Below are 12,532 nucleotides of genomic sequence, written 5' to 3'. Positions count from 1 at the left end.
CGTCGTCCTTAGGCTGCGGCGTCGGCATCCGGGTATTCGCCGGGCAGCTGGTGTTTGAAAAGGAGTTTCCACACCGCCTTGCCTGTGGCCGCCGCCATGCTGCCTGTGAGTTCCGGGCCGAAGGTCAGGGCCGAAACAGGCAGGGAGGAGGCGTGCGCCATGTTGACAAGACTTCCGTAATTACAGGCTTCGTCGAGCTTCGTCCAGATGAGGCTCGCCAAATGTTCGCAACGCCCGGTGCGCAGATAGTGGTCGGCCTGGGCATCGGAGAAAAGCGGCGACAACACCAGATGGGCAGCCAGCCCCGTCCGGCCGGACAGCCCCATCTCGCCATACCAGGCTGCCAGGGCGCCTTCGCGCGCCAGGCTCGGCGTGTCCACGAAAACCGCATCCCCGGCAGCCGCGCTGTCCAGGATGCGGCCAAAATCCTCCGGGCTGTCGACTTCTGCATACGTCAGACCGGACAGTTCGGCATAGTGACGCAGCATGAGTCGTCCCTTGCCCCGTCCGGTATCGGCATTGACCACCACCACCCGGTTTTGCGGGAGACGGCGTCTGGCGTCCAGGGCCAGGCGCAGCAGGATGGTGGTCTTGCCCACGCCGCTTGGGCCAAGAAACATGTGGGCCGTGTTCGGCCAGGCTTGGGGCGTCAGGGGTTTGACGGCGACGATCCGGGACAGGGCCGGGATGACGGCTTCCTCGCAACGCTCGACGATGGAGCGGTAGATGGCCAGGACCGAGGCTTCATTGACGCCCTCGCGTTCCAGGTATTCCAGGGCCAGGCGTTGGCGCGGGCTTAAGGCTGAGAGGTCCATGCGCGGGCGCATAAGCGCCAACAGATGGCCTTTGATCTCACACCATTCCCGGTTCCAGTCAGCCTGCCCGGCTTTGCCCGGCTGGGGGGGCGCGGGGCTTGGTGAGCGGACTGGCCGTTCCCATTGCCGTTGCCCGGTTTGGCCGGGCAGGTCGCGCTCCCGGCCGTAGCGGCGCCCGGCCGGAGCGGAAGCGGCTGGCCGGGATGCTCCAGGGCGGCCATGACCTCGCACAGGCTGCGCCCGTCCTCGCGTACGGTCTGGCTGCCGAGGATCACGGCTTCCTTGCCGAGTTCCTGGCGAATTTGCGAAAGTGCGGCGGCCATGTTCTCGCCGCGAAAGGTCTTAACCCGCATTGGTCAATCCTATGTTGGCAAGAGATTGCAGCTTGATTTCGGCCGGAATCTCGGCCTGGGAAATGACCGGCAGATTGGGGATGAACCGGGACAGCAGCTGGGCCAGATGGGGGCGCACCAGCGGCGAGGTCAGCAGCACCGGCTGGCCTTCGCCAAGCATGGCTTTGTCCATAGCCTTCTGGATGGACTGGATGATGCGCTGGGCCAGCCCGGGTTCCATGGCCAGATAGGCCCCGTGGTCGGTCTGGCGCACGCTCTCCTGGATGGCTCCTTCGACCTTGGGGGCGAGCGTCAGGATGGGCAGGGCGCCTTCGCCGGTCAGATACGGCTTTACAATGGTGCGGCCCATGCGGGAGCGAACGTATTCTGTGAGCTGGTCCGGGTCTTTGACCGAGGCTGAGTAGTCGGCCATGGTCTCGGCCACGGTCAAGAGATCGCGGATGGACACGCCTTCGCGCACAAGATTTTGGAGGACCTTCTGGACGCCGCCGAGGTTCATGGCTCCGGGCACGAGCTCTTCCACGGCCTTGGGGGCGCGCTTGGAGAGGTGCTCCAGGAGAGTCTGCACTTCCTGGCGGCCGAGGAACTCGTGCAGGTGGCGCTTGAAGACTTCGGTCAGATGGGTGGCGATGACCGTGGCCGGGTCGACCACAGTGTAGCCGGCCAGCATGGCCTCGTCTTTTTGCAGCTCCGGCACCCACAGGGCGGGCAGATTGAACGCCGGTTCCCGGGTTTCCACGCCCTGGATCCGGTGCTTGGCGTCGCCCGGGTCCATGGCCAGATAGTGGTCGATGAGGATCTCGGCCGAGGCCACTTCGTTGCCCTTGATAAGGACCACGTACTGTCCGGGACGCAGCTGGAGATTGTCGCGCAGATGCAGCGAGGGGATGACCACGCCCATGTCCAGGGCAAACTGGCGGCGAATGGAGCGGATGCGGGCGAGGAGGTTGCCGTTTTGCTCCTCGTCCACCAGCGGGATCAGTCCGTAGCCGACTTCCAGTTCCAGGGCGTCCAGGGGCAACAATGCCTGGACTTCCTCCGGGGTTTCCAGTTCCGGGGCAGGCTTTTTCTCCTGCTCGGCGGCGCTGGTCTTGAGCATATCCTGTTGCTGTCCCGAGAGTCTGGCCACGAAGAAGAGCAGGGCCGACATGACCAGGAAGGGGATGGTGGGCAGGCCGGGAACGATGGCAAAGAGAAGCAACATGGCGGAGACGAGGCGAAGGGCCTTGGGATGGAAGGTCAGCTGGGCCAGGAATTCCTCGCCCATCTTGGCTTCGGCTGCGGCCCGGGACACGATCAGGCCGGCCGACGTGGAAATGATGATGGAAGGAATGATGGAGACAAGGCCGTCACCGATGGTCAACAGCGTGTAGGTCTGGGCGGCGTCCTTCCAGTTCATGCCCTTTTGCAGCACGCCGATGAAAAAGCCGCCGAAGATGTTGATGGCCGTAATGATGATGGTGGCGGTGACGTCTCCGGAGACAAACTTGCCGGCGCCGTCCATGGCGCCGTAAAAGTCGGCTTCCTTGCGGATGATGTTGCGGCGGGAGGTGGCCTGCTGTTCGTTGATGAGGCCGGCGTTGAGGTCGGCTTCAATGGCCATCTGCTTGCCCGGCATGGCGTCCAGGGTGAAGCGGGCGGCCACTTCGGCGATACGGGTGGTGCCGGCGACGATGACTTTTTTGTTGATGGCAAAAAGCACCAAAAAGATGACGCAGCCGACGACGTAGTTGCCGCCGACCACGAACTGGCCAAAGGCCTGGATGACGTGCCCTGCCGCCGAAGGGCCTTCGTCGCCGTGGAGCAGAATCAAACGGGTGGAGGCCACGTTCATGGACAGGCGAAGCAGGGTGGTGACCAGCAGCAAGGTCGGATAGATGGAAAATTCCAGGGGCGAGCCCATGAACATGCTCGTCACCAGAATTACCAAGCTAATCGAGATGGAGAAGGTGAGCATGAGGTCGATAAAGGCCGAAGGCACCGGGACCAGCATGACGAATAGAATGACCACCACGCCGGCGGCCAGCATGATGTCGCCCTGGCGGGTGAACCGTTCGTAGTTGAACTGGATCGCTTCGTTGGCTGTCTTCGCCATGATTTTGACACCCTTTTTGGCAACCCCGCCGGCTTATCGCGGACGGGAAAAACGTCGGAACTTGTCGAGTTGGGCCAGGATTGAGGCGACTGCCTGGTAGAGGTCCTCGGGAATCACCTGGCCAATCTCCACGTTCTTATACAAGGCCTGTGCCAGAGGCTTGTTTTCCCGGATGGGGACATTGTGTTCCCGGGCGATTTCCTTGATTCTTTCGGCCATGATGTCGCCGCCCTTGGCCAGCAGCATAGGCGCCGGCGATACCGTTGGATTGTAGCTCAGCGCGCAGGCAATGTGCGTCGGGTTGGTAATGATGACATCGGCCTTGGGAACGTCCTGGAGCATCCGACGATTCATGACTTCCATCATCTTCTGTTTCTGTTTCTGCTTGATCTCTGGGTCGCCAAAAGACTGCTTGTGTTCGTCTTTGACTTCCTCCTTACTCATTTTCATATTCTCTTCGTAATCCCAGCGTGTATACCAAACGTCCAGGATGGAAATGACGAACAGCGGTCCCAGAGTATAGAGAACCATGTCGTAGCCGTTGGTCAACAAAAAAACCGCAAAGTTCTCTGTGGTCTGGTAAAATAACGGCATGAATTCGTTGAATTTGTCTTTTAAGATGAGATACGGAGCCAGAGAAATGGCTGCGGCCATGACCACCTGTTTGCCAAGCTGGATGAAGGTGCGGGGACTGATGAGGAGCTTTTGCAATCCCTGCATCGGATTTATAATATTGCTGAAATCCGGCTCGAAGATCTTTGGACGCCAAAGCGATCCCACTTGGAGGCGCTGGGTGATATAGGCGACGACTGCCATGACGAGGAGGAGCGGCAGGAGCATGATGGCCAATTTGGCCGACAGCGACCACAAAAGGGCCGTCACGTCGTCGGTGGTGCCCTGGAAATTCAGCCGTTGGCCCAGAAATGTCCGGAAAATGTCCCGCATCTGGAGGGAAATGTCCCCAAGGGTATAGCGGATGGTGAAAAGGCCGGCCATGAGCACGGTGAGCTTGGGCAATTCCTGACTTCGCGGCACCGATCCCTTTTCACGGGTTTTATCGCGCCGTTTTTGGGTGGCAGTTTCTGTTTTACTTGGATCTCTGGCCATGTCGTGACGTCCAGGCGCCGGGCGGGACCGTTTTAGCCGGCCTCATGCGGCGTTCAACTCTTTCCGTCAGCGTGGCTGCAAAACCACTCCGTGCATATGTTCCGTCTCTTCTTTTACATGCAAAAGAAGCGTTGGGAAGACAACGCTAACTCGATGCCTTGAGAATGAGACGGAACATCGGTTCAAGCTCCATCAAAAATTGTTCGATGGTGATGGCCAAGGCCGCAAATACCATGGTCATAAAAAGAAACCCCACCGTGATTTTCACAGGAAACCCGATGAAAAGCACGTTCATTTGGGGCGCTGCCCGGGCAACGAGAGCCAGGGCCAAATCGACCAAAAAAATCGAGGCCATGATGGGTGCGGCGATTTTAAGCGCCATGACAAACATCTGGCTGGTAAAGACGATGAGATGCTCTCCCAGGGCGGCGTTGATCAAAAGCCCCCCTGGCGGCACCAGTTCGAAGCTTTGGGCCATGCTGGAAAGGAGGAGCAAATGCCCGTTTAAGCATAAAAAAAGCATTGTAGTGACCTGACTCATCAAATGACCCAAGCCCGATTCCGACGCACCGGTCATGGGATCGATGCTGTTCATGAGCGAAAAGCCCATGGAAAATCCCATAATGGCCCCGGCGCTTTGGGCGGCGGAAAACAACAGGCGCACCAGAATATCGAGCAGCAAACCGATGATGGCCTCGCCCAGAAACATCAGTGCGATGGTCCAGGTGTTGGCCGGCAGAGCCGTGCCGGCAAAGGAGAGCTTGGGCCAAAGGGCCAGGGCGATCATAAAGCACAGGGCGCCCTTGACGACGTTGGGAATCAGGTTGGCCCCGTAAAAGGGCAGCATGAAAAGCACGACGCTTATGCGCATAAACGTCAGCAAAAAGCTAAATACCGTTGCCGGATTGATGTGGAACAGGTCCATGGTTGGGGGCAAGCAAAAGCCGGACCAGGGGCCGGCCTGCTACTCCAGGATATAGCGCATTGGGTTGACGGGCACTCCGCCAAGGCGCGTTTCGTAGTGGAGATGGGGACCGCTGGTCTGGCCGGAGTCGCCCACATGACCGATCGTCTGCCCCCGGGTCACGGTCTGGCCCTTGGATACAAGGACGTCGCGCAGATGGCCGTAAGAGGTGGTCAAACCGCCTTGGTGGTCGATGACCAGACCAAAGCCGCCGCCCTCGGTTTCGCCGGCAAAGGTTACGACGCCTTCTCCCGGGGCTACAACCAGGGCCCCGATTGGAGCCGCGATATCCATACCCTTGTGGAATTCCTTTTTGCCGGTAAATGGCGAGGTGCGTTCCCCGAAAGGGGAAGCGATCCAACCGGCCACGGGCCAGGTACTGGGAAAGGCGGCCAGATGCGTCTTGGTGGCGTCGAGCATGGAGAGAAGCTCCTGCTGGCGCACCCGCTCCAGGGCGGCCTGGTCGCGCAGTTCAGTCAAAAATTGGTGCAGCTTGCGGGTGAGCATCTCCTGGCGGTATAACGGCAGGTACTTTTTGTCGAAGTCCTTGTCCTCGCCGCCCGGAGCGACCTCGCGGGGTTCCTGGTCGATGTTGACCATCTGGCGCAGCTTGGCGTCAAACCCCCGGATGCGGACGAGATCGATTTCCAGGCCCTTGATCTTGTCGGATAGGCTTAAGAGCTGGGCGTTTTGGTCCTGGGCCTTGTTCTCCCACTGGGCCAATTCATGCTCCATCCGTTTATAATTATAATAATATCTGACAAGGGAGACGTTGCCGGCCACGAGTGCGGCCAGAGCGACGAGCATCAGGGCAAACAACCAGCCGCGAAAGCGCAGCTTGCGGTAGGCCCCGTGGTGGTCCCGAAAGATGACGATCTGGTAGTTTTTAAACATCGTGAAGATCTTCGGATAACGACACGTCAGGCAGGGCGTCCCGGTCCAACTGCCAGCGGCCCAGAGCGTGCTGCAGGTTGACGTTGCGCTTCTTGCCGCCGTCACAAATGGTCCGGACCCAGGTTTCCGCCTCGTGCCGCATGGATTTGCCGGCCATGGGGCAGGGGTTGGAAAAGACCGGCAGCTCCCAGGCCTTGGCCGCCCGGATAATGGTGGGCTTGTCGATGAGGAGCAGGGGGCGGATGACGGTCAGGCGGCCTTTGAAAAAGGATTCCCGGCTGGACAGACCGTCCACCCGTCCGTTCTGGAAGAGGTTGAGGAAAAAGGTGGCCGACAGGTCGTCGGCGTTGTGGCCAAAGGCCAAGTGGGTCAGGCCGTATTGGGCGCACAGGTCGAACAGGCGTTTGCGTCGCAACCAGGCACAGTAGAAACAGGCGGAGTTCTTCTTATTTTCCTCGGAGAAGGCCCTGGGTCCGAAATCCGTGACCTCGATATGGGCAGCGATGCCAAGGCCGGCGCACAGGGAGACGAGGGGCGCGTGGTTGTGCGGGTCGAATCCGGGATTTAAGTGGAGCAGCATAAGCTCCACGGGAAAGGGCACAATGCGGCGCCGGATGGCCATGACGGCCAGCATGACCAAGCTGTCCACGCCGCCGGAAACGGCCAGCCCGACTCTGGCCCGGGGGGAAAGCTGGCCGGTGCGCATCATGAGCTTGCCGGCCTTGGCCACACAGACCCGCTGGGCATAGCCAAGGTCCCGGGCACGCAGGGGGTGGGAGGATCGAGGCATCAATTCACCTTTAGAACGTGCTGTCCATCAGGATGTCGCGGACCTCGGCGATCTGCTCCATTATGGCAGCCATCACATTTTCCATCTGGAGCGGGGTGATGTCCAGACGGGCGAACACGACCTCTGACGGGACGTACTGCATGCCGTCGATGCCCATGCCGATGCCGGTCATTTTGGCGATGACGTCGCCGACGTGGACGAGGTCCAGAGCCATGTCGGGTTCAGGGCAATCGTCGGGACGCAGCCGGTAGCGGACCACATTGACGATGGGGGTTGGTATGCCCCAGCGTTCCAGGAGCACGGCCCCCAGTTCGGCATGATTGATGCCGAGAACCATTTCCTCGGCCTGTTCAAACGGGATATGGCGTTCATGAGCCAGGCTCAGGATGGGAGCAGCGTCCACTTCGAGAAACGACCCCATGACCGTTTTGCCGATGTTGACCAATAGTCCGGCCGTGAAGGTGTGGGGCGGGGCGGTGACGGCAAGCTCCCGGGCCAGGGTCTCCGAGGCCGTGGCCACGGCCACGGAATGTTCGAGCAGTTCGCCCGGGCGAAGACCGTAGCCCTTGATTTCATAACGGGTAAACGGGGCCACGCCCGAGGCAATGACGAGCTGGTACACCCGGTTAAGACCCAGGCGCATGAGGGCTTCCTTGACCGTGGACACCTTGCCGACACCTCCGAAAAACGAAGAGTTGGCCATGCGCAGGACATTGACGGTCAGCCCCGGATCAAATTCAATGATTTTAGCCAGCTGGCGCAGGTCGGCTTCGGGATTGCCGATGTAGGCCAGCACCTTTTGCACCGGCATGGGCATATGCGGTATGGCAACGGCTTTTTGGATGATGTCTTCGCGTCGGCTCATAATTCCCACGACCTCCCGCACGATGAGATCACGACTCGGCCCGTCTCCGCGTAAAGACGCATGGTCCGCGGAATGGTGCCGCCCACATCCTCGGCCAAAAGGCGCATCTCGTTGACCTGCAACAATTTTTTAAGCGCCGAAAAATTGTTGGCCCCGGTGTCGAACTGATTGGAAATATGCATCATCCGACCGCACCCCGCAGCTTTGAGCACGAGGTTTTCCCGGGTGGCTCCACGCCCGAACATGGCGCGCATCATCTGAGGAACGCCGGTGTTGACGTACATGAAGGGATTTTTCAGGGGAAACTGGGCATCTCTGGCCAGGGGCAACAAGCAATGGATGAGACCCGCCACCCCGGCAACAGGGTCATAGACGGCAAGGCCCAGGCACGAACCGAGGGCATGCGTGACGAGCACATCCTTGGCGCGGTTGGTAACCTTCATGTCGGAGATACTGACAACGATCTCCATAAGCTGTGTCTTGCGGTTGGTCCTTGGGGAAAAGAGGTTTGCTGTGGGAAGAAGCGAGGTGTTACGGTAGCCGGAAACGCGCCGAAGGACAAGGGCGCGTCAGGTGCGCCATAAGCTCACCCGCGCAACCTGAAGCGGTGCATTATCCGACTCCAAGCTTCGTCGGCGCGGAATGTCCGGCGACCGAGTCCTCAAGACGGGACATGAGGTGGCTGGGAAACCGGGGGAGGGACAATGTGAACCGGGATCCGGGAGCATAGTCGCGGTCCAGGGCGATCTGGCCATTGTGTTCCAGCAGGATTTCCTGGGCCAACGTCAATCCCACGCCACAACCATCGGCGCGCGAGGAGAAAAATGGATCGAAAATGTGCGGGGCGTCCGCCGGGGGGATGCCGGGACCGTCGTCGGTGACGGCGATTTCCATGCGTTCTCCGATCACGGCGGCCGTGAGGCGTATACCCACGGCGTCCTTGACGGCAAACTGGATGCTGTTGCGGAACAGTTCGGTCAGGGCGGCGGCCAGCAGATCGCCGTCGGCCACCAGGGACACCTCGGGGATGGCGGCCAGATCCCAGGCGACGCCGCGTCCCAGGGACGCGGTCATGGCTTCCGTCCGATTGCGGGCATTGGCAGCCACAGCCGGCAGGGTGGTCGGTTTCAAGTGCAGGGGGCCAAGGGAGGCAAAGCGGGCCACGGTACGCACGATGGTTTCCAGACGCCTGGCTTCGTCGAGAATGATGCCGGGATACTGCGAGGCAATGCCCAGGTCTTTGATCTCGCGCGACAGACGAGTGGCGAAGCCGCCGATGGCAAAGATAGGATTGCGGATCTGATGGGCCACCGAGGCGGCGAGCTTGTTTAATCCCCGGATCTTCTCACCCTGTATCCTATTGACTTCCTTTAAAATCTCTGTCTCTCGGCGCTGCATCCGAGACAGTTCGGTGATATCGTGCAAGATGACCACCACCCCGGCGGAATTGCTGTCGCCGGACAGGTAGGAACTGGTGATGGACAATTCCAAGACCCCGCCGTTCGGGGCGGCATACGGCACCACCCGGCATAGACCGACAAGCTCGTTTTGTATCACGTCCATGACGATCTGGTTGAAACGGGCGTTGGCGTCGTTTTCGAAAAACAGTTCGCCCCAGCCTCGGCCGAGCAACTGTTCCCGAGGGTAGCCCAGAATGGCGGCGGCCGCCGAATTGACTGTGGCAAAAGCACCGGTGTGGTCCACGATGAGCAGGCCGACCGGCAGACTTTCGACGACGTTTTGAGCGATCAGGTCGCTTAAATGGGTCATGATCTACTTCGGTGCATGGTGATGCTCATTTATGACAGAGTTGCAAGTGCTTTTCAAGACGCGCTGGAGCAACTGCGGCAAGGCTGACCGATTTTTAAGAAGCCTGTGGACAGACGCCAGGGAACCGCATACTTCTCGCCGGATCGAAATGACGCTCCCGTCGCTGTGGAGCCTGGATGAGGGCAGGGTATATGTCCATTGAATTCATGAAGGAACTCATTGCCCAGTATGGGTATTTGGCGCTTTTTATCGGCACGTTCCTGGAAGGCGAGACCATTTTGCTTTTGGCCGGATTCGCGGCCCAATCCCCGGCCTTCAATCTCGATGTCCGGCTGGTCATCCTGGTGGCCTTTTGCGGCAGTCTGGCCGGGGATCAGACAGCGTTTTTCATCGGACGCCATTACGGTCGACGGCTTGTGGCCCGTAGCGAGAAGTGGCGCAGCCGAGCCGATCGGGTCCACGTCATGCTCAAGAAGTACCATGAAGTGCTTATTTTGAGTTTCCGTTTTTTCTACGGTCTGCGCAATCTGACGCCCTTTGTGTTGGGCACGGCCGATATCTCCATCTTGAAGTTTTTCCTGCTAAACGCCGTCGGCGCCGGCATCTGGGCCGTATCTTTTGCCCTTATCGGCTATGGTTTCGGCAGCCTGCTGGAAAATGTCCTGACCAAGCTCATCGAAAACGTCCACCATGTCGAACTGGCCGTTCTCGGTCTAGCCGGCCTGGTGGCCCTGGCATTGTGGTTGCGCAAGGCCCTGCGCCGCTCTCGCTAGCGTCGTTCCGCACAGTTCATTACGGCGATTATACAGGACAATACTCTAAAATCGTTGTTTATTGAAAATAACGCGCATACGTTTTCATGAGACACAACACGAGCGCCTGCCGACGCGATGTCCTATGGGCAGCGTTTGCACAGGCAGGAACGCTTTGATCTTTCCAGGAAAATATGTACCTTGGCCATGGCTCGGATACCCGGCCGGGGAGTGCCCGTTAAGCGCGCCTTTGTCCGGACGCTTGGCCGGAAGTTGCCAAAGAAATTACGGCGGGGGTAAGGACAATGGCCGAGACGACCCAATCTGCCTTCGCTCATGACCTGTTGCGGCAATGCCGCAAGACCCTCGGCGGCAGCAATAATGGCCTGACCGGGATCATTGAAGCGCACGAGCAGGACTTTTTATCTCTGGGTGAGGAACTCTACGCCTTGCAACAGAGTTGCGAGGACATCTCCCGCACCGCCCAGTCCCTGGTCTCATATACGTCTGGCCAAGCCATGCACACCACCCTAAGCGCCCTCTCCCAAGAGCTTGAGGCGCTTACGGACGACACGGCCAGGGCCTCCGGCCGCCAGAGCCTTGAGGAAATCGACGGGGTGGTCCGGATCGTTGACGAACTCTCCGACATCCTTTCGGCTTTTTCAAAGATAGTAAAATATTTAAGCATACTCGGAATTGCCACCCGTATCGAGAGCGCCCGTCTCGGCAATGACGGCCGAGGCTTTACCACCCTGGCCGACGACGTGGAAAAACTGGCTCATCAGATCGTCGAACATTGCGCCGGCATTGCCGGTCGCATTGAAACCCTGCGCGGCCATGTCCAATCGGCCAGACAACGCAATCTGGCCATCCTTGGGACCCAGGAACAGTGTCACGAGGTCATCGTTCGCCAACTCGCAGCCAATATTGTCGCTCTTGGCGAGATGGCTTCCAGTTCCAGCGAGATCTCCCTGGGGCTGTCCCGCACTGCCGAGGAGATCGCCCGCGACATTGGACAGGCCGTGCGTTCCATGCAGTCCCATGACATCGTCCGCCAACAGGTTGAACACGCCGAACACGCCCTTGCCGAGACGGCCGAGATGCTCGACCTCGAGGTCACCGACGAGGCCGATGCCAAGACCGTGCTTGAACTGCTGGCCTTCGTGGCCGATGTATTCACTTTGGAAACTTCCCAGATTGCCAGCGCTGACGAACATTTTACCAATGCTGCCGACACCCTGCGCAACTCCCTGACCTCTCTGGCCGGTCGCATCCGGGGCATAGGCGAAACCATTGCCGGCAGAACCGGAGCGGGAACCGCCGATACGCCTTTGACCAGGCTTGAGGCCGGCGTGGTCACGGTGAAATCCGAGCTTGGCGATTTCGCGGCCGCTGGCGAGGCCCTGGGCACGATCATGGACTCCGTAGCCGATACCATCGCCGGAATGGGCGGAGCCATTGAAGCGATTGAGGAAGTGGGGACAGAAATCGAGCTGATTGCGATTAATGCCAGCATCAAGGCCGCCCATACCGGCGAAGCCGGGGCCGCCTTGGGCGTCTTGGCCCTGGCCATCCAGCGGCTGTCGGGCGACGCCCGCCGCCAGACCGATGCCGTTGCCCGCATTCTGGGAGATATTGCCAGCGCTTCAACGAGGTTGCAGGATAATGCCGGCCGGTATAACGATCAATCTGAAGCGTGGCGGATCATTGGGGAGTTGGATGCCGTCCTGACCGATACCAGCGCAACCACCCAACAATGCCAGGAATTGTTCGCTTCCCTGAGCGGAGCAAGCCGTACCTGGGGTGACCGGGCGGATGAATTGTCCCGCAACATCGATTTTGACCGGGAGATCGGCCGGAGCTTTTCGGGTATCCGCCGCTCCCTGGATGAACAGATCGCAGCTGCCCGCAAGCTTGTGCCAAGCGGCGGCAAGGGACGAAGCAACAGGCTGCGCCAACTCTATGACCGCTATACCATGGAAGCGGAGCGGGATGTGCATGAGGCGGCCTTTGGCCAGTCGCAATCGAAACTGGCGGCAAAGCCCCAAGCCAAGGCTTTTTCCCAGGAACCGACCGAATTCGGCGATAATGTCGAGTTGTTTTAGGCCATGCCGCCGCAGGGTGCAC

General features: G+C 59.7%; 12 protein-coding genes. 2 read left to right on the top strand and 10 right to left on the bottom strand.

What is annotated here, in order from left to right:
* Positions 1 to 8: 8 nt before the first annotated feature.
* From NY78_RS00770 to NY78_RS00730, 10 genes are all read right to left on the bottom strand, one after another.
* Positions 9 to 815 (bottom strand): flagellar biosynthesis protein FlhF, encoded by an 807-nt coding sequence (locus tag NY78_RS00770; RefSeq protein WP_231583667.1) that lies wholly within the window; start codon positions 813 to 815, stop codon positions 9 to 11.
* Positions 797 to 1,168, bottom strand: coding sequence for a hypothetical protein (locus NY78_RS25365; protein WP_231583665.1), 372 nt, complete (start codon positions 1,166 to 1,168; stop codon positions 797 to 799). Before NY78_RS25365 ends, NY78_RS00770 begins: the two co-directional genes overlap by 19 nt.
* Positions 1,158 to 3,263: a flagellar biosynthesis protein FlhA gene (gene flhA / locus NY78_RS00765; RefSeq protein WP_043630519.1), complete on the bottom strand. Its 2,106-nt coding sequence runs from the start codon at positions 3,261 to 3,263 to the stop codon at positions 1,158 to 1,160. Before flhA ends, NY78_RS25365 begins: the two co-directional genes overlap by 11 nt.
* A gap of 33 nt (positions 3,264 to 3,296) precedes the next feature.
* Positions 3,297 to 4,370 carry a flagellar type III secretion system protein FlhB gene (flhB, locus tag NY78_RS00760; protein WP_043630518.1) on the bottom strand — a complete coding sequence of 358 codons (1,074 nt, stop codon included), beginning with the start codon at positions 4,368 to 4,370 and terminating at the stop codon, positions 3,297 to 3,299.
* Positions 4,371 to 4,515: 145 nt separating this feature from the next.
* Positions 4,516 to 5,307 carry a flagellar biosynthetic protein FliR gene (gene fliR / locus NY78_RS00755; protein ID WP_231583664.1) on the bottom strand — a complete coding sequence of 264 codons (792 nt, stop codon included), beginning with the start codon at positions 5,305 to 5,307 and terminating at the stop codon, positions 4,516 to 4,518.
* 27 nt (positions 5,308 to 5,334) lie between these two features.
* A complete protein-coding gene (locus NY78_RS00750; protein ID WP_043630516.1) occupies positions 5,335 to 6,228 on the bottom strand; it encodes a M23 family metallopeptidase in 894 nt (297 codons plus the stop codon).
* Positions 6,221 to 7,018 carry a tRNA lysidine(34) synthetase gene (locus NY78_RS00745; RefSeq protein ID WP_047959961.1) on the bottom strand — a complete coding sequence of 266 codons (798 nt, stop codon included), beginning with the start codon at positions 7,016 to 7,018 and terminating at the stop codon, positions 6,221 to 6,223. The genes NY78_RS00750 and NY78_RS00745 overlap by 8 nt, the downstream gene beginning before the upstream one ends.
* A gap of 10 nt (positions 7,019 to 7,028) precedes the next feature.
* Positions 7,029 to 7,883 carry an HDOD domain-containing protein gene (locus tag NY78_RS00740; RefSeq protein WP_043630515.1) on the bottom strand — a complete coding sequence of 285 codons (855 nt, stop codon included), beginning with the start codon at positions 7,881 to 7,883 and terminating at the stop codon, positions 7,029 to 7,031.
* Positions 7,880 to 8,353: a chemotaxis protein CheD gene (locus NY78_RS00735; RefSeq protein WP_043630514.1), complete on the bottom strand. Its 474-nt coding sequence runs from the start codon at positions 8,351 to 8,353 to the stop codon at positions 7,880 to 7,882. Before NY78_RS00735 ends, NY78_RS00740 begins: the two co-directional genes overlap by 4 nt.
* Positions 8,354 to 8,495: 142 nt before the next feature.
* Positions 8,496 to 9,653 carry a two-component system sensor histidine kinase NtrB gene (locus NY78_RS00730; RefSeq protein WP_043630512.1) on the bottom strand — a complete coding sequence of 386 codons (1,158 nt, stop codon included), beginning with the start codon at positions 9,651 to 9,653 and terminating at the stop codon, positions 8,496 to 8,498.
* Between the two features lie 191 nt (positions 9,654 to 9,844).
* Here NY78_RS00730 and NY78_RS00725 point away from each other — a divergent pair, with 191 nt between their 5' ends.
* Complete coding sequence (locus NY78_RS00725) at positions 9,845 to 10,426, top strand: DedA family protein (RefSeq protein ID WP_043630510.1); 582 nt, start codon at positions 9,845 to 9,847, stop codon at positions 10,424 to 10,426.
* A 284-nt stretch (positions 10,427 to 10,710) separates the two neighbouring features.
* Complete coding sequence (locus NY78_RS00720; RefSeq protein WP_043630508.1) at positions 10,711 to 12,510, top strand: methyl-accepting chemotaxis protein; 1,800 nt, start codon at positions 10,711 to 10,713, stop codon at positions 12,508 to 12,510.
* The last annotated feature ends 22 nt before the right edge of the window (positions 12,511 to 12,532 follow it).

The organism is Desulfovibrio sp. TomC (assembly GCF_000801335.2).
GTDB lineage: Bacteria > Desulfobacterota > Desulfovibrionia > Desulfovibrionales > Desulfovibrionaceae > Solidesulfovibrio.
The sequence above is the reverse complement of the archived record's forward strand: the minus strand, read 5'-3'. Positions and strand labels throughout refer to the sequence as shown.

Bases quoted from the DNA above. Each gene is read 5' to 3' on its own strand.
- NY78_RS00730 (WP_043630512.1), bottom strand. From the start codon at position 9,653: ATGACCCATTTAAGCGACCTGATCGCTCAAAACGTCGTCGAAAGTCTG.
- NY78_RS25365 (WP_231583665.1), bottom strand. From the start codon at position 1,168: ATGCGGGTTAAGACCTTTCGCGGCGAGAACATGGCCGCCGCACTTTCG.
- NY78_RS00725 (WP_043630510.1), top strand. From the start codon at position 9,845: ATGTCCATTGAATTCATGAAGGAACTCATTGCCCAGTATGGGTATTTG.
- NY78_RS00720 (WP_043630508.1), top strand. From the start codon at position 10,711: ATGGCCGAGACGACCCAATCTGCCTTCGCTCATGACCTGTTGCGGCAA.
- flhA (WP_043630519.1), bottom strand. From the start codon at position 3,263: ATGGCGAAGACAGCCAACGAAGCGATCCAGTTCAACTACGAACGGTTC.
- NY78_RS00745 (WP_047959961.1), bottom strand. From the start codon at position 7,018: ATGCCTCGATCCTCCCACCCCCTGCGTGCCCGGGACCTTGGCTATGCC.
- NY78_RS00770 (WP_231583667.1), bottom strand. From the start codon at position 815: ATGGACCTCTCAGCCTTAAGCCCGCGCCAACGCCTGGCCCTGGAATAC.
- NY78_RS00740 (WP_043630515.1), bottom strand. From the start codon at position 7,883: ATGAGCCGACGCGAAGACATCATCCAAAAAGCCGTTGCCATACCGCAT.
- NY78_RS00735 (WP_043630514.1), bottom strand. From the start codon at position 8,353: ATGGAGATCGTTGTCAGTATCTCCGACATGAAGGTTACCAACCGCGCC.
- flhB (WP_043630518.1), bottom strand. From the start codon at position 4,370: ATGGCCAGAGATCCAAGTAAAACAGAAACTGCCACCCAAAAACGGCGC.
- NY78_RS00750 (WP_043630516.1), bottom strand. From the start codon at position 6,228: ATGTTTAAAAACTACCAGATCGTCATCTTTCGGGACCACCACGGGGCC.